The 17,725-nt window shown below is 72.3% G+C and carries 19 protein-coding genes; 5 read left to right on the forward strand and 14 right to left on the reverse strand.

Translation table 11 applies throughout. The features are described from left to right. The first annotated feature begins 91 nt into the window (after window positions 1-91). Window positions 92-970: an alcohol dehydrogenase catalytic domain-containing protein gene (locus ACFY1H_RS44960; protein ID WP_386956199.1), complete on the forward strand. Its 879-nt coding sequence runs from the start codon at window positions 92-94 to the stop codon at window positions 968-970. Here ACFY1H_RS44960 and ACFY1H_RS44965 read toward each other — a convergent pair. Together ACFY1H_RS44965 and ACFY1H_RS44970 are read right to left on the reverse strand one after the other, a co-directional pair. Continuing rightward, window positions 960-1,280, reverse strand: coding sequence for a hypothetical protein (locus ACFY1H_RS44965; RefSeq protein ID WP_366589071.1), 321 nt, complete (start codon window positions 1,278-1,280; stop codon window positions 960-962). The genes ACFY1H_RS44960 and ACFY1H_RS44965 overlap by 11 nt on opposite strands. A gap of 47 nt (window positions 1,281-1,327) precedes the next feature. After that, the gene (locus ACFY1H_RS44970; protein ID WP_386956201.1) at window positions 1,328-2,791 is read right to left on the reverse strand and encodes an amidase; all 1,464 of its coding nucleotides are present in this window, start codon (window positions 2,789-2,791) and stop codon (window positions 1,328-1,330) included. Between the two features lie 88 nt (window positions 2,792-2,879). Here ACFY1H_RS44970 and ACFY1H_RS44975 point away from each other — a divergent pair, with 88 nt between their 5' ends. Next, the gene (locus ACFY1H_RS44975) at window positions 2,880-3,365 is read left to right on the forward strand and encodes a winged helix-turn-helix transcriptional regulator (protein WP_386956202.1); all 486 of its coding nucleotides are present in this window, start codon (window positions 2,880-2,882) and stop codon (window positions 3,363-3,365) included. A gap of 120 nt (window positions 3,366-3,485) precedes the next feature. Here ACFY1H_RS44975 and ACFY1H_RS44980 read toward each other — a convergent pair whose 3' ends face one another. Together ACFY1H_RS44980 and ACFY1H_RS44985 are read right to left on the reverse strand one after the other, a co-directional pair. Next, window positions 3,486-3,677 carry a hypothetical protein gene (locus ACFY1H_RS44980; RefSeq protein WP_386956203.1) on the reverse strand — a complete coding sequence of 64 codons (192 nt, stop codon included), beginning with the start codon at window positions 3,675-3,677 and terminating at the stop codon, window positions 3,486-3,488. Continuing rightward, window positions 3,674-3,880 carry a hypothetical protein gene (locus ACFY1H_RS44985; RefSeq protein WP_366589063.1) on the reverse strand — a complete coding sequence of 69 codons (207 nt, stop codon included), beginning with the start codon at window positions 3,878-3,880 and terminating at the stop codon, window positions 3,674-3,676. The genes ACFY1H_RS44980 and ACFY1H_RS44985 overlap by 4 nt, the downstream gene beginning before the upstream one ends. A gap of 387 nt (window positions 3,881-4,267) precedes the next feature. Here ACFY1H_RS44985 and ACFY1H_RS44990 point away from each other — a divergent pair, with 387 nt between their 5' ends. From ACFY1H_RS44990 to ACFY1H_RS45000, 3 genes are all read left to right on the forward strand, one after another. After that, complete coding sequence (locus ACFY1H_RS44990) at window positions 4,268-5,773, forward strand: DUF4118 domain-containing protein (RefSeq protein WP_386956204.1); 1,506 nt, start codon at window positions 4,268-4,270, stop codon at window positions 5,771-5,773. 147 nt (window positions 5,774-5,920) lie between these two features. Then, entirely contained in the window at window positions 5,921-6,109 is a 189-nt protein-coding gene (locus ACFY1H_RS44995; protein ID WP_366589059.1) for a hypothetical protein, read from the forward strand. 40 nt (window positions 6,110-6,149) lie between these two features. Next, window positions 6,150-6,512, forward strand: coding sequence for a response regulator (locus tag ACFY1H_RS45000; RefSeq protein WP_386956205.1), 363 nt, complete (start codon window positions 6,150-6,152; stop codon window positions 6,510-6,512). Here ACFY1H_RS45000 and ACFY1H_RS45005 read toward each other — a convergent pair. The 10 genes from ACFY1H_RS45005 to rhaS form a co-directional block, all read right to left on the reverse strand. Then, window positions 6,509-7,162 carry a response regulator transcription factor gene (locus ACFY1H_RS45005; protein ID WP_285967331.1) on the reverse strand — a complete coding sequence of 218 codons (654 nt, stop codon included), beginning with the start codon at window positions 7,160-7,162 and terminating at the stop codon, window positions 6,509-6,511. The two genes, ACFY1H_RS45000 and ACFY1H_RS45005, sit on opposite strands and share 4 nt — an antisense overlap. Before the next feature lie 99 nt (window positions 7,163-7,261). After that, window positions 7,262-7,843, reverse strand: coding sequence for a lactate utilization protein C (locus ACFY1H_RS45010; RefSeq protein ID WP_386956206.1), 582 nt, complete (start codon window positions 7,841-7,843; stop codon window positions 7,262-7,264). After that, window positions 7,840-9,291, reverse strand: coding sequence for a lactate utilization protein B (locus ACFY1H_RS45015; protein WP_366589117.1), 1,452 nt, complete (start codon window positions 9,289-9,291; stop codon window positions 7,840-7,842). The genes ACFY1H_RS45010 and ACFY1H_RS45015 overlap by 4 nt, the downstream gene beginning before the upstream one ends. A 17-nt stretch (window positions 9,292-9,308) precedes the next feature. Continuing rightward, window positions 9,309-10,034, reverse strand: a complete 726-nt coding sequence (locus tag ACFY1H_RS45020; RefSeq protein ID WP_386956207.1) for a (Fe-S)-binding protein — start codon at window positions 10,032-10,034, stop codon at window positions 9,309-9,311. Further along, window positions 10,031-11,506, reverse strand: a complete 1,476-nt coding sequence (locus ACFY1H_RS45025; protein ID WP_386956208.1) for a rhamnulokinase family protein — start codon at window positions 11,504-11,506, stop codon at window positions 10,031-10,033. The genes ACFY1H_RS45020 and ACFY1H_RS45025 overlap by 4 nt, the downstream gene beginning before the upstream one ends. Beyond that, window positions 11,506-12,975, reverse strand: a complete 1,470-nt coding sequence (locus ACFY1H_RS45030) for an arabinose isomerase (RefSeq protein WP_386956209.1) — start codon at window positions 12,973-12,975, stop codon at window positions 11,506-11,508. The genes ACFY1H_RS45025 and ACFY1H_RS45030 overlap by 1 nt, the downstream gene beginning before the upstream one ends. Before the next feature lie 12 nt (window positions 12,976-12,987). Beyond that, a complete protein-coding gene (locus tag ACFY1H_RS45035; protein WP_386956210.1) occupies window positions 12,988-15,018 on the reverse strand; it encodes a bifunctional aldolase/short-chain dehydrogenase in 2,031 nt (676 codons plus the stop codon). Between the two features lie 2 nt (window positions 15,019-15,020). After that, window positions 15,021-16,196, reverse strand: a complete 1,176-nt coding sequence (rhaI, locus tag ACFY1H_RS45040) for an L-rhamnose isomerase (RefSeq protein ID WP_386956211.1) — start codon at window positions 16,194-16,196, stop codon at window positions 15,021-15,023. A gap of 12 nt (window positions 16,197-16,208) precedes the next feature. Next, a complete protein-coding gene (locus ACFY1H_RS45045; RefSeq protein ID WP_366589040.1) occupies window positions 16,209-16,547 on the reverse strand; it encodes an L-rhamnose mutarotase in 339 nt (112 codons plus the stop codon). 92 nt (window positions 16,548-16,639) lie between these two features. Beyond that, window positions 16,640-17,713 (reverse strand): rhamnose ABC transporter substrate-binding protein, encoded by a 1,074-nt coding sequence (gene rhaS, locus ACFY1H_RS45050; RefSeq protein ID WP_366589037.1) that lies wholly within the window; start codon window positions 17,711-17,713, stop codon window positions 16,640-16,642. Between the last annotated feature and the right edge of the window lie 12 nt (window positions 17,714-17,725).

Here is a 17,725-nt window from a genome sequence, read left to right on the forward strand (position 1 = left end):
GACGTCGCGGAGCACTGCTCCGTAGCTTTGAAGTGCACCGGAGCGGTGCTCCGGCCGACGTCGAGTGTACGCCGCCAGAAAGGACCACGTCATGCGTGCGGTCATCCTCACCGGCCCGGGCGAGCCGGAGGTCGTGGACCTGCCCGACCCCCACCCGACGGACGGGCAGCTGCGGATCCGGATGGCCGGCGCGGCGGTGAACCCGGCCGACCTGCACGTGATCGACAGCGGCCACACGGGTGTCGGGCTCGGGCTCGACGTGGCGGGGGTCGTGGACGAAGTCGGCCCCGGAGTCACCGGGTTCGCCGTGGGCGACCGCGTCGCGGCCCTGCAGTTCCCGCACGCGCCCCACGCCGTCGCGGGTGCCGCCGCCGAGTACGTGCTCGTGCCGGCCCAGGACGCCGCGCGGGTGCCGGACGGTGTCGACCTCCTCGACGCCGCCACCGTGCCCTGCAACTCCCTGACCGCGGCACAGCTCCTCGCCCTCCTCGGCCCGGCGGCGGGACGGCGGCTGCTGGTCACCGGCGCCGCCGGTGCGGTCGGGGGCTACGCCGTGGCCCTCGCCGCACAGGACGGCTGGTCGGTCGTCGCCCTGGCTCGCGCGTCGGACGCCGGGTTCCTCACCCGCGCCGGAGCGCACGACATCATCACGGACCTGGCGCGGGCACCCGAGGTCGACGCGGTGTTCGACACCGCCCTCCTCAACGAGGCCGCATTGAAGCCGGTGCGCGCCAACGGTTCCTACGTCGGCATCTTCCCGGGTCGCGAACCCGCACCCGAACGCGGCATCGACGTCACCTCGGCGGTCGTCTTCCCCGACGCCGCCGCTCTGACGCGGATGCTCGCCCTCACCGAGCAGGGCGTGCTCGAAGCGCGCCGCGCCGGCACCGTCGCGCTGGCCGAGGCCCCGGCCGCCTACCCGCGGTTCCGGACCGGCGGCCTGCGCGGCCGCCTGGTCCTCACTCCGTGAGCGAGCCGCGCACGACGGGACCGAAATCGTCGTACGCCGCCGCGACGTCCTCCAGGTCGAGCTCGCCCGGCAGGTCGTCCGCGTCCTGGCGCGCGAGCAGGTACGCCATGATCGCGCGCACCAGCCGCTCCTCCTCGATCCCGCCGAACTCCAGCTCGGACACCGTCGTGCTGTCCGACCTGAGCCGGATCAGGACCTCGTCCTCGCCGCTGGGGACGCTGACGAGGTAATCGTGTTCGGCGAGCCGCTCGACCCGGACCTGCTGCATCGTCACGCCCACCGGCTCCATTCCGAGAACGATCGTTCTCACCGGAACGAGTCTAGAAACCGCCGGCGACCGAAGTCAATCCGGGATGTTCAACCCCACGGTGGCGCGGTGAACCCGCCGAGCTCGCCTTCGAGCAGCCGCGCGAGGTGGATCGTGGTGTGGTCCTCGAACATCGGCCCCACCAGCTGGACACCGACGGGCAGCCCCTCGTCGGACAGCCCCACCGGCGCGACCGTGGCCGGCAGCCCGGGCATCGACGCGATCCCGGCCCACACGAGCTGGCCGGGGTACGGGTGCGCCACGCCGTCGACCGGAATCGTCCGGCCCCACTGGTCTTCGCTGTGGTCGTGCGGGAACGCCGGAGTCGGCATCGGCGGGCACAGCACGACGTCGAACTCCTCGAACAGCTCCCGCCACGCCTGGCGGTGCCGCTGGCGGACCGCGTCGGCGGCCAGCCAGTCGCGGTGGCTGATCACCGTGCCGCGCAGGTGCTCCGCCGCGAGACTGTGATCATCGGGCGCCACCGAAGTGGCCCGCTGCCGGAACTGCTCGTAGACCGGCGGCGGACAGCTCGCGCCGACGACGGCGTCGAACAGCAGCACGAACGTCCGCGCGGCCTCGACCGGATCGGGCAGCAGCGGACTGTCGTGCTCCACCCCCGCACCGGCGCGGGTCAGCACGTCGGCGACCCGCCGGATCCCGGCCCGCACACTCGCGGACGTCGGCATCACCGGGTGGTCCTCAACCACGAGCACGCGGTAATCCGCCAGCGCCGTGCGCCGCGAAGGCGGAAGTTTCCCCGACGCACCACGCGGCGTCGTGAGCGGATCCGGCTCGGCGAGCAGGTCGAGCAGCAGCGCGAGGTCGCTCGCGGTGCGCGCCATCGGCCCGATGACGGTGAGGTCCTTTTCGGACGGCAGCGGCGGGTTCGGCGGCGCGGTGTGCCCGCGTGAGGGCAGCACACCCTGCGACGCCTTGTGCGCGTACACCCCGGTGAAATGCGCCGGGGCCCGCAGTGAACCCGCGATGTCCGACCCGATCGACAGCGCGCCGAACCCGGCGGCGAGCGCGGCGGCCGAGCCCCCGGACGAACCACCCGGCGTCCGCGTGCGGTCCCACGGGTTGTTCGTGGTGCCGTAGATCGCGTTGTAGGTCTGCAGATCCCCGAGCCCCAAGGGGACGTTGGTCTTCCCGAGCACGACGGCGCCCGCCGCCTTCAGCCGCGCGACCGGCAGCGCGTCCTCAGTCGCGACGAAGTCCTTGAACGGCGGGATCCCCCACGTGGTCGGCAGGCCCGCGACGTTGAACGACTCCTTGACGGTCACGGGAATCCCCAGCAGCGGCCGGTCGTCCCCGCGCGCCAGCGCCGCGTCGGCTTCCCGCGCCGCCGCCCGTGCCCGGTCGAAGTCGCGCACGCACACCGCGTTGAGCTCCGGGTCGTACTTCTCGATGCGCGCGATCGCCGCCTCCGTCAGCCCGGCCGCGCTCACCTTGCCCGCACGCAGGGCGGCGGACAGTTCGCCGGCCGTCGCGTAAGTCCAGTCCGCCTGCATCGAGGTCCCCCACTCTGGGTTCGGATTGTCGAAGTCAGACTCTACGCAGCTGACTTCGACAGTCGCAACTCAGGGGTAGACTCGCAGCATGGCGATGACTCTGGAGGGCGCGGTCACCGACCGGCGCGGCTGGCGGGCCGAGAACTGCTCGATCACCAAGGCGATCGAGGTCGTGGGCGCCCGCGCGACCGTGCTCGTGCTGCGCGAGGCCTTCTACGGCACGACACGCTTCGACGAGTTCGTCGACCGCACGGACCTCTCCCCCAGCGTCGCGGCCGCCCGGCTCAAGCAGCTCGTGGAGCTCGGCGCGCTCGAGAAGCAGCCCTACCGCGAACCCGGCGCACGGCCGCGCGACGAATACGTGCTCACGCCGAGGGGCCGCGATCTCTTCCCGGTCGTGCTGGCGCTGATGCAGTGGGCCGACAAGCACCTGCAGCCCGACGGCGGCCCGGTGCGGATCGTCGAGCGCCGCTCCGGAAAACCCGTCAGCGTCGCGCCCCACACGGACTCCGGCGAGCCGCTGAACCTCGAAGACCTCGCCGTCGTGCCCAACGAGACCTGGGTGCGCCCGTGAGGTCCGCGGGGTCGCGGACCCGCCTCGCCGCCGACGGATTGGGAACCCGGCCGAAGTCGCGGGGCGGGGGACACGCGACCTCGGCCGGGTAGCTATGGGGACGGTGGTCCGTCCCGGTTTTCACCGCCCGCCGGGGATTCCCTGGCAGTCGGCACATTGCGGCGAGCGTTCACCCGAGCCGCGCTCGGCCCGGTCGCGCAGCCAGCCGGCCGGGAGTCCGAGCCGCGCCGCCTGGCCGCGCAGATCGAAGTCGTCCCAGCCCAGCAGCCGGTCGCTCGACCACCAGCGCCGCGGGCCCGCGTACTCGGTCACGCCGCACTCATCCCGCGCGGGTCGGCCGGCGCCGAAACGTCTTCGTCGGCCTGCGGGTTCGCCAGCCGGCACAGCGGCCCGCCGCCCGGGTGCGAGACGACGCGGCTGTCGGCGAGGAACCACAGGCGCTCGGCCGGGCGGCCGCACACCGAGCACGGGCAGCCGAAGAGCTGCAAACCCCAGCGGGACAACGGCTCAGGCATGGCTCGTCCTCTGCGCATCCGTGCGGCCCCGAGCACCGAGCACGGCCGTGGCGCTGCCTCGCGGCAGCCGGCCCGAACGCATCCGCTGCCGAGGTCCGGCCGGGACGCGGCGGAGGGCGGCCGTGCGTCCCCGGTCGGGCAAGCCGTGCTGGCGCATCACGCTTCCACCTTCCGATCCGGAGGAGAACTCGGGGGGCGGGCGGCATCTTGACGACCCGATGCCGGCTACCGCCATGGCTTTCGAGTCCTCACAGGATCGCCGCGACCGGCTGTGGTCCGCATTCCTGCCACCTGGAGTCCCTCGCCCCCGCTACCGGGACTTTCACCCGCGGGCCGGGGGCTGGCTGTCCGCGCGGGCGGCGCCTATTCTCGGGACGGGTGTTGCGCGTGTCCGACGAAACGATGGTGCAGCGTCGCCGGACCGGAGAGCGCATGCGGCGGCGCTCCAGCGGCGCGCTCGCCGCCGTGGTCGCGGTCGCCGTCGTCACGGGTGTGGCGCTGCTGCTCGAGCCGCATGTGGACTCCGTGTCCCTGCTGATGTTGTACCTCGTCGTGGTGCTGCCGGTCGCCGTGATCTGGGGAACCGCGCTGGCCGTGGGCACCTCGTTGCTGAGCGTCGGTGTCTACGCGGTCCTGTTCGCCCCGCCGCCGTTTTCGCTGCAGTTCGTCGACGCCCAGAACGCGGTCGCACTGGGGGTTTTCCTCATCACCGCGGTGGTGGTGGGGACCCTCGCGGCGCAACTGCAGCGCACGGCCCTGATCTCCGAACGCCTCACCGCCGAGCAGTCGGCCCTGCGCCGGGTCGCGACGCTCGTCGCGAGATCGGTGTCGCCGCCGGAGGTCTTCGAAGCCGTGACGCGGGAGGTCGGCCTGCTCTGCGACGCCGACCTGGCCCGCATGGAACGGTACGAAGTGGACGGCACGGTGACGGGTGTCGCCGCGTGGAGCCGCGTGCCCGTGCACCTCGCCGTCGGCACGAAGATCGAGCTCGACGGGCTCAGCGTCGCGCGCGACGTGCGCACCACCGGGCGGCCGGTGCGGCTCGCGAGCTTCGCCGGCGAGACGGGCGCGATCGCGCGCGAAGCCCGCAGCCTGGGCATCCGCTCGTCGGTCGGCTGCCCGATCACGGTGTCCGGCCGGCTGTGGGGCGTGATCGCGGCGTCGACGAAGAGCGCCGAGCGCTTCCCCGACAACACCGAGGCGCAGATCGCCAGCTTCACCGAGCTTGTCGCCACCGCGGTCGAGAACGCCGAGGCCCGCGCCGAGCTCCAGGCCTCCCGCGCACGCATCGTCGCCACCGCCGACCGGACCCGCCGGCGCATCGAACGCAACCTGCACGACGGCGCCCAGCAGCAGCTCGTCTCGCTCGCCCTCCAGGTGCGCGCGGTGCAGGCGCTGATCCCCGACGAGGCCCTCGAGGCCCGCGGCGAGCTCGATCGCATCGCCGACGGACTGTCCGACGCGCTGGACGAGCTGCGCGAGATGGCCCGCGGCATCCACCCGGCGCTGCTGGCCGAGCTCGGGCTCGTGCCCGCGCTCAAGGCCCTCGCCCGACGCGCGCCGCAGAACGTCGAGCTCGACGTCCGCGCCGACGGACGGCTGCCGGAGCCGATCGAGGTCGGCGCGTACTACGTCGTCGCCGAGGCACTCACGAACGCGGCCAAGCACGCGCAGGCCACCGCGATCACCGTCGTCGTCGAGACCCGCGCCGACGCGCTGCGCATCGCCGTGCGCGACGACGGCGCAGGCGGCGCCGACTTCGCCCGCGGCACCGGGCTGGCCGGGCTGAAGGACCGCGTGGAGGCGCTCGGCGGGCGGATCTTCCTCCACAGCCCGCCCGGCGACGGCACGGTGCTTCGCGCCGAGTTCCCGCTGGTCGGGCGGGCCGGCTGAGCAGGCGTACCGGCCAGCCGGTAGGTGAGCTACCCACTGGCCGGGCCCGGGAATTCCCGCTCGCCGTGACGACGGCGACCCGGTCGGGGTACCACACTGGGTGACCAGGCGGGGGGCAAAGAAGGTTCCTCGGGAAGAAGTCCGGTCATGACAGTCCACCACCACGCGAGCAACAGGTACTGCACCCGGTGCGGGCGCTGGCACAGCCACTGCGACGCCTGCGGCTGGTTCTGGTACGGCGCCTGCACGTTCTCGGAGGCGCTGCGGCGCATCCGGTTGCACCAGCTCGACGAGGTGTATGCGGACGGGGTGACCGGCCGTGGCCGTACCGGTTAGCGGGAATGCGCGCGCTGCGCGGTTCTGGGAGGGTGAACACGTGCGGTGCCTGATCGTCGACGACAGTCCGGGTTTCCTGGCCGCGGCTCGTCGGCTGCTGGAGCGTGAGGGAGTCACGGTCGCGGGGGTGGCCCGGGGCGGGGCGGAAGCATTGCGGTCCGTCGCGGAGCTGCGACCCGATGTCGTGCTGGTCGACATCGACCTCGGCGGGGAAAGCGGCCTCGACCTCGTGGTGCGCCTGGCGCACACGGACGCCGGGGGCTCGTCGGACATCATCGTGATCTCGACCCACGAGGAAGAGGACTACCACGACGTGATCGCGGAAGGTCCCGCGGTGGGGTTCCTGCCCAAAGCCATCCTGTCCGCGGGGGCGATCCGCGGCCTGCTCGGCGCGGCCGGCTAGCGGTTGTCGAGGTAGGCCAGCACCGCGAGCACGCGGCGGTGGTCGTCGGTGGTCTCCGGCAGGTCGAGCTTGGCCAGCACGCTGCGGACGTGCTTCTCCACGGTGCCTTCGGTGACCCAGAGCCGGCGCGCGATCCCGGCGTTGGAGCGGCCTTCGGCCATCAGGCCCAGCACCTCGCGTTCCCGGGCGCTCAGCGCGGCCAGCGGGTCGTTGCGGTGGCGGGCCTCGACGAGCTCCTGCACCAGCGCCGGCTCGACGACCGAGCCGCCCTTGGCGATCCGCCGGAGCGTGTCGAGGAACTCCCCCACGTCGGCGACCCGGCTCTTGAGCAGGTAGCCGATGCCGCGGCCGCCGGCCAGCAGCTCCATCGCGTGGTCGACGTCGGCGTGGGCTGAGAGGACCAGGATGCCGATCTCGGGGAGCTCCTCACGGATGGTGCGCGCGGCCTCGAGCCCCTCGACGGTGTGGGTCGGGGGCATCCGGACGTCGACCAGGACCAGGTCGGGGCGGTGCTCCCGCACGAGATCGAGCAGCGCCGTCGCGTCTCCGGCCTGACCGGCCACGGCGAACCCCGAGCGGTCGAGCAGGCTCGCCAGGCCTTCGCGCAGCAGTACGTCGTCCTCGGCCAGGACCACTCGTGGCACCGTCATCGCCACCACCGCTTTCGCCGCGGTGTTGCCCGGATGCCGCGGAACTCAGGTGGACAATCGTGCCATAGCGCTTCGGCCGTCACCAACTCGCTCGGCGTGTCACGAACCGACGAGCACCACGTGCAGGGTCCGCGGCCCGTGCACGCCTTCGACGCGGTTCAGCTCGATGTCGCTCGTGGCACTGGGACCGCTGATCCACGTCTGCGGCCGGTTCGGGTCCAGCAGCGCGACGGCCTCGGGCACACCCGGCACGATCTGGTCCTCCCGGACGACGCACACGTGCACGTCCGGCACCAGGCTGAGTGCGCGGCGGCCCTGGCCCGGGCCGTGGTCGAGCACGAGCGTGCCGGTGCGCGCGATCCCGACGGCCGCCGTGGTGACCACGGCGTCGCAGGAGTCGAGGTCCTCGGCGTCCGGAGTTCCGCCGAGGTCGACGGGGAAACCGTCCGGAACCAGGATGTTTTCAGCCGGCCCCAGCGCGGCGCGGACAGTGTCGGCCAAGTCGGCCGGCGCGCACCGGCTCAGCGTGGCGCGGTAGTCGACCACGCGTTCGGCGAACAGCGAAACCACGTCCGTGGGCGGGGGCGCGCTGCGGTAGCCACGAGGCACGGGCGTCTCGGCGCGGTCGGCCTCGCGCAAGGCACCGCGGACGGCCGCGAGGATCTCGTCGCGCGCGCTCATCGGCGGCCCGTCCGGCGCCACCAAGCGCGGAAGGACTCCGGCGGCGGCGCGGGCAGGTCACGGGCGCCGGTCCACAGCGAGGCGGGCCACGGCAGCCGCCGCACCGCGCGCCGGCCGCCGGGCAGAACCGCGCGGCCGAACCGGTTCAACGCCTTGCCCGCCGCACCCATCCCGCGTTCGGCGAGGGTGAGCCGCCGCGCGTCCGACAGCACCCAGGACGCGGTTTTCATCGCCACGGCTTCGGGTTTCGGCGCGCCGCCGCGGTGGGCGTCCACGACCTGGGAGCGCAGGTGGACCAGCACTTCGGGGATGTCGATGCGGACCGGGCAGGCTTCGAAGCAGGCGCCGCACAGGCTGGAGGCGTACGGCAGCGAATCGGTCTGCTCGTCGACGCCGACGCCTTTGAGCAGCGGGTTGAGGATCGCGCCGATCGGGCCCGGGTAGACCGAGCCGTAGGCGTGGCCGCCGGTGCGTTCGTAGACCGGGCACACGTTGAGGCACGCCGAGCAGCGGATGCAGCGCAGCGCCTGCCGCCCGACCTCGTCGGCCAGCGCTCGCGTGCGGCCGTTGTCGAGCAGCACCACGTGCATTTCCTGCGGCCCGTCGCCGGGCGTGAGCCCCGACCACGTGGAGGTGTAGGGGTTCATGCGCTCGCCCGTGCTGGAGCGCGGCAGCAGCTGGAGGAACACGTCCAGATCGGACCAGGTCGGCACGACCTTTTCGATGCCCACCACCGAAACCAGCACCTCGGGCAGCGTCAGGCACATGCGGCCGTTGCCCTCGGACTCGACCACGACCAGTGTCCCGGTGTCGGCGACCGCGAAGTTCGCGCCGGAGACGGCCATCTTGGCGCGCAGGAACTTCTCGCGCAGGTGCAGCCGCGCCGCACCTGCCAGCTCGGCCGGTTCGTCGGTCAGGTCCTCGGGTGCCGGCCGGCCCGCGGCGGCCATCCGACGGCGGAAGATCTCGCGGATCTCCGCGCGGTTGCGGTGGATCGCGGGCACCAGAATGTGGCTGGGCAGGTCGTCGCCGAGCTGCACGATCAGCTCCGCGAGGTCGGTCTCCCACGCGGTGATGCCCTGCTCGGCGAGCGCCTCGTTGAGCCCGATCTCCTGCGTGGCCATGGACTTGACCTTCACGACCTCGCCGACGCCGTGGCCGTGGGCGATCCGGGCCACGATGTCGCACGCCTCCCGCGCGTCGCGGGCCCAGTGCACGGTCGCGCCGCGGGACTGCAACGCCGCTTCCAGCGTCAGCAGGTGCTCGTCGAGGTGCCGCAGCGTGTTGTCCTTGATCGCCGCGCCCGCCAGCCGCAGTTCTTCCCATTCGTCCACCTCGCCGACGACGGCCGCGCGCTTGGCGCGGATCGTGCCGGTGGCGTGGGCGAGGTTGCGGCGCAGCTGGCTGTCGGCGAGGGCCTCGCGCGCGGCCGTCGGGAACGCCGGCATGCCGACGAACGTGGCACTCACGCGTCCTCCTCGGTCGAAGCCAGTACGTCGGCCAGATGCAGCACCCGCACGCCGGAGCGCTCGCGCGAGAGCAGGCCGCCGATGTGCAGCAGGCACGAGTTGTCGCCCGCCACGAGGACTTCCGCGCCGGTGTCGCGGACGTGGCGGGCCTTGTCCGCGCCCATCGCGGTGGACGTCTCGGCGTTTTTCACCGCGAACGTCCCGCCGAACCCGCAGCACTCCTCGGCAGCGGGCAGTTCCACGAGGTCGAGCCCGCGCACGTTGCGCAACAGCTGCAACGGCTTGTCGCCGACGCCGAGCATGCGCAGCGAGTGGCACGTCGGGTGATACGTCACGCGGTGCGGGAAGTAGGCGTCCACGTCGGTCACGCCGAGCACGTCGACCAGGAACTCGCTGAGCTCGTAGACCTTCGGCCCGGCCTCCGCCAGCCGCGGCTCCCCCGCGCGGCGCGCGACGAGCGAGTGCTGGTGGCGCGCCGAACCCGCGCAGGATCCGGACGGCGTGACGATGCAGTCGTAGCCGGCGAAGGCGTCGGTGAAGGCGCGCACCACGGGCACGGCCTCGTCGAGGTAGCCGGTGTTGACCATCGGCTGGCCGCAGCAGGTCTGCGCTTCCGGGAAGTCCGCGTCGACGCCGAGGCGCCGCAGCAGCCGGAACACCGCCTTGCCGGTGTCGGGGAACATCGTGTCGTTGATGCACGTCACGAGCACGGCGACCTTCACGCCACCACCCCCGCTCCGCTCAGCCGCGCCTCGGCGGCAGCCCAGTTCCCGCCGCCCGGCTGGTAACGCCGCAGCGGCTGGGTCTCGCGGATCAGCCTACGCATGGCCGCGAGGTCCGGCAGGCCGGCACCGAGGGCCCGCGCCTGCACGAGGACGTTGCCCAGCGCCGCCGCCTCGACCGGCCCGGCCAGCACCGGCACGCCGCACGCGTCGGCCGTCAGGCGGCACAGCAGCTCGTTGCGGGCGCCACCGCCGACGACGTGCACCACGTCGACCGGACGGCCCGTGACCTGTGCGGCCTGCCGGACCGCGCGGCGGTACGCGAGCGCGAGACTGTCCACAATGCACCGCACGAGCTCGCCCCGGCTCCGCGGCGGCCGCTGCCCGGTTCCGCGGCACGCGGCGGCGATGCGCGCGGGCATGTCTCCGGGCGGGAGGAACTCGGGGGTGTCGAGGTCCACGACGGCCGCCAGGGGCGGTGCGGCGGCCGCCTCCGCGAGCACCGTCGCCAGGTCCGCGGGCTCGCCGCGCGCGGCCCAGGTCCGCAGGGTCTCGGTGAGCACCCACAGGCCCATCACGTTGCGCAGGAAGCGGATCTTGCCGTCGACGCCGGTCTCGTTGGTGAAATTGGCCGCCAGCGCCGCCGCACCGAGCTGCGGTTCGTCGAGCTCCAGCCCGACCAGCGACCACGTGCCGGAGGAGATGTAGGCGAAGTTCGCACCGGGCTCGGCGGGCACCGCCACGACCGCCGACGCCGTGTCGTGCGAACCGACGGCGATCACCGGCAGCTCCGGCTTCCCGAGCTCCTCGGCCAACGCCGGCAGCAGCGTCCCGATCCGGTCGCCCGGCTCGCGCAACGGGGGCAGCAGCCGTGCCGGGATGCCGGCCCGCTCGGCGAGGCCACCCGCCCAGGTCCGCTCACGCACGTCGTAGAGCTGCGTGGTGGACACGTTGGTGCGCTCGGCGCCGACGCTCCCGGCCAGCCAGTAGCCGAGCAGGTCCGGGATCAGCAGCATCTTCTCGGCCGCCGCCAGCCGGTCGCCTTCGGACACCAGCTGGTAGAGCGTGTTGAACGGCAGCTCCTGCAAGCCGGTGACGGCGAACAGCTCCGCCGCGGGGATCGTCCGGTGCACGAACTCCGCCACGCCGTCGGTGCGGGAGTCCCGGTAGTGCACGGGGTTGGCGAGCAGCCGGCCGTCGGCGTCGAGGAGGCCGTAGTCGACCGCCCACGAGTCGATGCCGACGCCCGCCACCGCGCCGGCGGCGCCGAGCCCGGCCAGCACCTCGCGGTAGAGCCCGAGCACGTCCCAGTGCAGGGTGGAGCCGGTGGCACCGGCGACCCGGACGCCGCCATTCGGAAAGCGGCGCACCTCTTCCAGGTCGAGCCGCCCGGGCCCGACCGTCCCGGCCATCACCCGCCCGCTCGTCGCGCCGAGATCGACGGCGGCCAGGCGCAGCACCCGCACATCCATCAGCCGGACACCACGGTCAGCCCGAGTCCCAGCAGGTCCGCCACCGCCTTCAGCTCGGCGACGCGGTGGCCGGTCCCCAGCGCCCAGTGGTGGTTCACGCCGGTGGCCGACCACGCGTCGGTCCACTCGCCGGGGTCGCAGCCGAAGTCCACCCGCGAGGTCGTGTTCCCGATCTGCAGCAGCGGCCCCGGAACGACCTCGCCTTCGGACGCGACGAGCACGAACGTGCCGTCGCGCAGCTGGCCGAGGCCGCACAACGTCACCGGGCCGTGCTGCACGTCGAACTCGACGGACACGCCCCAGCCCCGCTTGCCGTGGTAGACGCCGAGCCCGCGCAGCAGCGGCTTGCGCGCGCTGATCGCCAGGTGCGCCGGGCCGTCGTGGCCCATCTCCACGACGTTGTCGCGGAAGTTCAGCGCCTGCAGCTCGGTGAACGAACCGCCGGCACCGAGCCGGTCCATCAGCAGCATCGCGAGCGACGCCCGCAGCTCGTACTCGCCGACCGTGGGCACGCCGCGGGCCGTGAGCAGCGAGGCGCCGAGGATAAACCCGGCTCCGACGCGCTCGTGGGTCTCCCCGTCGAGCCCGCGGTGGTAGTACGCGAGCGAGTCCAGCCCGAAGTCCCCGACGAGGCGGTCCAGCGCCACCGAAACCTTGGCGCCCCAGGCGAAGTCCTCCTCGACGACCGAATCGTCCACGGTGAACACTTCGCGGGCGAGGGCCATCCGGGCCGCCGTCTCGGCGTCGGTGACCTGCTCCACGCGCACGCGCAGGTCGTCGACCTCCAGGATCTCGACGTGCCCGCCGAGCTGCGCCGACACCAGCGTCGGATCGGTGGCCACGTCCATCATCCCCGGGTACAGGTGCCCGAGCAGGCCGTGACGCCCGTGCCGGAACGCCGCCCGCACGCCGGCCGCGGTGATCCAGCGCGCGATCTTCACCCAGGCCCGTTCGTCCTCCAGGTACCCGGACACCGACCGGAACTCGACGCCGACGCGGCGGAACGCGTTGGCCATCTCCGGCAGCGGGCAGGCCCCGCAGTAGGCCAGCCACGCGCCCGTGTCGAACGACGCGTGGTCCATCGCCTCGGTGGGCTGCAGGTTCAGCAGCAGCACCGGCGAGCCCGAGCGCTGCGCGATCGGCACCAGCATGCTCGACGTCAGGTACGTGGTGAGGAAGCCGATGATCAGGTCGCAGTCGGCCACCCGCAGCTTCTCCGCGGCGGCCGCGCCTTCGGCCGCGTCGGAGATGAACCCGGCGTCGACGACCTCGCAGTCCATTCCCGACAGCCGCTCCGCGACCCGGCGCGCCGAGGCCTGCAGCTGCGGCAGCAGGTCCGGGAACTGCGGCCAGTACGCACCGAGCCCGCCGGCGACGAGGCCGACGCGGGTGCGGCGCGGGGTGATGCGGTCCAAAGCGGACGGCACAGAGGGCACTGCCGGGACGGGCTGCCCGAGTGTGTCGGTCATGAAATGCTCTCCCTAGCGGAGGAAGGCCGCGGCGACCCCGGCGTCGACCGGGATGTGCAGGCCGGTGGTGTGGGTGAGGTCGCCGCCGGTCAGCGCGAACACCGCGGCGGCGACGTGCGCGGGCAGCACCTCGCGCTTGAGGATCGTGCGCTGGGCGTAGAACTCGCCGAGCTTCTCCTCCGGCACCCCGTAGACTGCGGCGCGCTGCGCACCCCAGCCGCCCGCGAAGATGCCGGAGCCGCGGACGACGCCGTCGGGGTTGATGCCGTTGACACGGATGCCGTGCTCGCCCAGCTCGGCCGCGAGCAACCGGACCTGGTGGGCCTGGTCGGCTTTCGCCGCGCCGTAGGCGACGTTGTTGGGGCCGGCGAACACCGCGTTCTTCGACGAGATGTACACGACGTCGCCACCGAGGCCCTGGGCGATCATCGCCTTCGCCGCGGCCTGCGAGACCAGGAACGAACCCTTGGCCATCACGTCGTGCTGCAGGTCCCAGTCGCGTTCCGTCGTCTCCAGCAACGGCTTGGAGATCGAGAGCCCGGCGTTGTTCACCACCAGGTCCAGGCCGCCGAACGCCAGCACCGTCGCGTCGACGGCCGCGGCCACTCCGGCCGCGTCGGTCACGTTCGCCGTGACCGCGATGGCCTTGTCGGTGCCGCCGATGCCGGTGGCGACCTCCTCGGCCGCTTCGGTGTTGAGATCGGCGATGGCCACGCAGGCGCCTTCGGCCGCGAGCCGTTCGGCGATGGCCCGGCCGATGCCAGAGCCCGCGCCGGTGACCAGCGCGATCCGCCCGGCCAGCGGTTTCGGCTTCGGCAGGCGCTTGAGCTTGGCCTCCTCCAGCGCCCAGTACTCGATGCGGAACTTCTCGCTCTCCGCGATCGGCGCATACGTCGACACGGCCTCGGCGCCGCGCATCACGTTGATCGCGTTGACGTAGAACTCCCCCGCCACCCGCGCGGTCTGCTTGTCCTTGCCGAACGAGAACATGCCGACGCCGGGCACCAGCACGATCGCCGGGTCCGCACCACGCATCGCCGGGCTGTCCGGCGTCGCGTACCGCTCGTAGTAGGCGCGGTAGGACTCGCGGTACTCGGCGTGCAGCTCCTTCAGCCGCGCGACGACGTCCTCCAGCGGCGCGGTCGCGGGCAGGTCGACCACCAGCGGGCGGACCTTGGTGCGCAGGAAGTGGTCCGGGCACGACGTGCCCAGCGCGGCGAGCCGCCCGAGCTTCTCCCGCGAAAGGAACTCCAGCACCACGTCGGCATCGGTGTAGTGGCCGACGTTGCGCTGATCCGTGGACGCGAGCCCACGGATCAGCGGCGCCAGCGCCGCGGCCCGCGCGCGGCGCTCATCCTCCGGCAACCCCTCGAAACCGGGGACGACGGGGCCGAACGGCTCGGCTTTGCCGCGTTCGGCCAGGAACTTCTCGGCGGTGCGGATGATCTCCAGCGAATTCCGCCGGCACTCCTCGGAAGTCGCGCCCCACGCGGTGATCCCGTGTCCGCCCAGGATCACGCCGATCGCCTGCGGGTTGGCCGCCTTCACTGCCGCGATGTCCAGGCCGAGCTGGAAGCCGGGCCGGCGCCAGTCCACCCAGGCGACGCGGTCGCCGAAGCACTCCTTCGTCAGCGCAGCGCCGTCGGCCGCCGTGGCCAGCGCGATGCCCGAGTCCGGGTGCAGGTGGTCGACGTGCGCCGCCTCGACGAGACCGTGCATCGCGGTGTCGATCGACGGCGCCGCCCCGCCGCGCCCGTGCAGGCAGTAGTCGAACGCGGCGACCATCTCGTCCTCGCGCTCGACCCCCGGGTAGACGTCGACGAGCGCGCGCAACCGGTCCAGCCGCAGCACGGCGAGCCCGGATTCCTTCAGGGTGCCGAGGTCGCCGCCGGAACCCTTGACCCACACCAGTTCGACGGGCTTCGCGGTGACCGGGTCGAGCACCTCGCCCTTCGCGGAGGTGTTGCCGCCGGCGTAGTTCGTGTTCCGCGGATCGGCGCCCAGCGCGTTGCTGCGGGCGATGAGCTCCTCGGGCACGGTCATGCTCATGCTCCCCATCCGGCCTGCTGCCCGTCGGCGCGCTCGGCCTCGATCTTCTGCTGGTAGCCGCTGCGGTGGTAGGCGGCGACCGGGTCCGGGTCCAGCCCCGCGTCCTCGCGCACCTCGGCCAGGATCGGCCGCACGTCGGTGTTGTAGGCGTCCATGAGCACGGCGTTGGCGCCGAGCACGTCGCCGGACTGCTGGGCCGCGCGCAGGGCGTCGCGGTCGACCAGCAGCGCCTTGGCCGTGGCCTCCTGCACGTTCATCACCGAGCGGATGATCGCGGGGATCTTCGCCTCGATGTTGTGGCACTGGTCGAGCATGAAGTTGATGCCGTAGGCCGGGTCCAGCGCGTCGCCGCGCACGATCTCGTACAGGATCCGGAACAGCTGGAACGGGTCGGCGGCGCCGGCCATCAGGTCGTCGTCGGCGTAGAAGCGCGAGTTGAAGTCGAACGCGCCGAGCTTCCCGGCCCGCAGCAGGAACGCGACGATGAACTCGATGTTCGTGCCCGGCGCGTGGTGGCCGGTGTCGATGCACACGGTCGCCTTCTCGCCCAGCTCGATGCAGTGCGCGTACGAGGTGCCCCAGTCGGGCACGTCGGTGGCGTAGAACGCGGGCTCGAACAGCTTGTACTCCAGCAGCATCCGCTGGTCGTCGCCGAGCCGGTCGTACGCCTCGCGCAACGCGGCCGCGAGCCGGTCCTGGCGGTCCTGCAGGTCGTCCTGGCCCGGGTAGTTGAGGCCGTCGGAGAACCACAGCTTCAGATCCCGCGAGCCGGTGGCGTCCATGATGGAGATCGCCTCGAGCAGGTGGTCGGTCGCCTTGCGCCGGATGCCGGGGTCGGGGTTGGTGACCGAGCCGAGCTTGTAGTCGTTGTCCTGGAACACGTTGGTGTTGATCGCGCCGATCCCCACGCCGAGGTCCTCGGCGTACGAGCGCAGGGCGGCGAAGTCGTCGACCCGGTCCCACGGGATGTGCAGCGCGACGGTCGGCGCGACCCCGGTGAAACGGTGCACGGTCGCCGCGTCGGCGATCTTCTCCTCGGGCGTGCGGGGAACCCCGGCCTGGGCGAAGACCTTGAACCGGGTGCCGGAGTTCGCGAACGCCCACGAGGGGGTCTCGATCCGCTGCGCCCGCAGAGCGGATTTCACGGCTGCCAGGTCGGGCAAGTCGATCACGTCTTTTCCTTCTCACGCGCTCGCGCGCTCGTCGTCCAGATGAAAAACCTCGGTGAGCAGGGCGAACCCCTCGTCGGGTCCGCGGTCGTCGAGGCCGGTGAAGAACTGCGCCATCTCGGCCTGCCACCGGGCGTTCACCTCGGTCTCGGCCATCGCGGCCTGTGCCGCGGCGAGGTCGTCGGCCTCGACGTAACCGATCAGCAGGCCGTCCTCACGCAGGAAGAGCGAGTAGTTGCGCCAGCCGGTCTCGCGCAGGGCCGCCTGCATCTCCGGCCACACGGCGCGGTGGCGTTCGGCGTACTCGGCCATCCGCTCGGGCCGGACCTGCAGCTGGAAGCAGTATCGCGCCACGATCTCCGTCCTCGGTGGACTCAGTGGATCCAGTGGACTCTGTGGACTCGGGAGGTCCGGCCGGGCCGAGCGGGCCCGGCCGGAGCCGCACCTCAGAAGTTGAACTTGTCGATGTTGTCGGCGTTGAAGACCGTCGGCGGGCCGAGCACGATCTCGCCGTCCGCGCCGATCGTGTACTCACCGAGCTTGCCGGCCTTGAACTTCTGGCCCTGCGTACCGGTGATCTGCCCCGAGCTCAGCGCCACGCCCGCGTAGGCGGCCAGGTAGCCGATGTCGGCCGGGTTCCACAGCGCGAACTCCTTGACCGTGCCGTCCTTCACGAACGCGCGCATCTGGTTCGGCGTGCCCAGCCCGGTGATCGCGACCTTGCCCTTGTAGCTCGACGAGCTCACGTAGCGGGCCGCGGCCGCGATGCCGACGGTGGTCGGCGACACGATCACCTTGAGGTTCGGGAACGACTGCAGCAGGCCCTGGGCCTCCTGGAACGACTTCTGGTCGTCGTCGTTGCCGTAGGCGATCTTGTCCAGCTTCAGCTTCGCGTACTCGGGCTTCTTGAGCTCGTTCTGCAGCACGGCGATCCACGCGTTCTGGTTGGTCGCGTTCGGCGTCGCCGAGAGGATCGCGATCTCGCCCTCGCCGCCGGCCAGCTCGTTGGCCATCTTCGCGAGCTGCTCGCCGATGCCCTGGGTGCTGGCCTGGTTGATGAACACGTCGCGGCAGCTCTTCGCCGCATCGGAGTCGAAGGCGACGACCTTGATGCCGGCGCTGCGGGCCTGGTTGAGCGACGGGCACACCGCGTTCGGGTCGTTGGCGGCGATGCCGATCACGTCCTGCTGCTGCTGGATCAGCGTGTTGATGTAGCTGACCTGTGAGGACGCGCTGGCGTCGTTGGGGCCGACGAGCTTGTACTCGCCCTTGAGCTCGTCCAGCGCGGCCTTGCCGCCGCCGACCTCGATGTCGCTGTAGGGGTTGTTGAGCTGCTTGGGCAGGAACGCCATCTTGACGCCCGTCTTGCTCGCCGCGTTCGGGTCCGCGGACGCGGTGGACGCGGCCGGGCCGGAGCCCGTGCTGTCGTTCTTCGTGGTGCCTCCGCACGCGGTGAGGCTCAGGACCAGGCCTGCCGCGCTCGCCAGCGACACGACGCCGGTCAGGATTCGTCGGGACATCTTCGTCACCTT

Origin of the sequence: Amycolatopsis sp. NPDC001319 (assembly GCF_042896185.1) — a bacterium.
Lineage (GTDB): Bacteria > Actinomycetota > Actinomycetes > Mycobacteriales > Pseudonocardiaceae > Amycolatopsis.

Bases quoted from the DNA above. Each gene is read 5' to 3' on its own strand.
- ACFY1H_RS44960 (WP_386956199.1), top strand. From the start codon at position 92: ATGCGTGCGGTCATCCTCACCGGCCCGGGCGAGCCGGAGGTCGTGGAC.
- ACFY1H_RS44970 (WP_386956201.1), bottom strand. From the start codon at position 2,791: ATGCAGGCGGACTGGACTTACGCGACGGCCGGCGAACTGTCCGCCGCC.
- ACFY1H_RS44975 (WP_386956202.1), top strand. From the start codon at position 2,880: ATGGCGATGACTCTGGAGGGCGCGGTCACCGACCGGCGCGGCTGGCGG.
- ACFY1H_RS44985 (WP_366589063.1), bottom strand. From the start codon at position 3,880: ATGCCTGAGCCGTTGTCCCGCTGGGGTTTGCAGCTCTTCGGCTGCCCG.
- ACFY1H_RS44995 (WP_366589059.1), top strand. From the start codon at position 5,921: ATGACAGTCCACCACCACGCGAGCAACAGGTACTGCACCCGGTGCGGG.
- ACFY1H_RS45005 (WP_285967331.1), bottom strand. From the start codon at position 7,162: ATGACGGTGCCACGAGTGGTCCTGGCCGAGGACGACGTACTGCTGCGC.
- ACFY1H_RS45010 (WP_386956206.1), bottom strand. From the start codon at position 7,843: ATGAGCGCGCGCGACGAGATCCTCGCGGCCGTCCGCGGTGCCTTGCGC.
- ACFY1H_RS45015 (WP_366589117.1), bottom strand. From the start codon at position 9,291: ATGCCGGCGTTCCCGACGGCCGCGCGCGAGGCCCTCGCCGACAGCCAG.
- ACFY1H_RS45025 (WP_386956208.1), bottom strand. From the start codon at position 11,506: ATGGATGTGCGGGTGCTGCGCCTGGCCGCCGTCGATCTCGGCGCGACG.
- ACFY1H_RS45030 (WP_386956209.1), bottom strand. From the start codon at position 12,975: ATGACCGACACACTCGGGCAGCCCGTCCCGGCAGTGCCCTCTGTGCCG.
- ACFY1H_RS45035 (WP_386956210.1), bottom strand. From the start codon at position 15,018: ATGACCGTGCCCGAGGAGCTCATCGCCCGCAGCAACGCGCTGGGCGCC.
- rhaS (WP_366589037.1), bottom strand. From the start codon at position 17,713: ATGTCCCGACGAATCCTGACCGGCGTCGTGTCGCTGGCGAGCGCGGCA.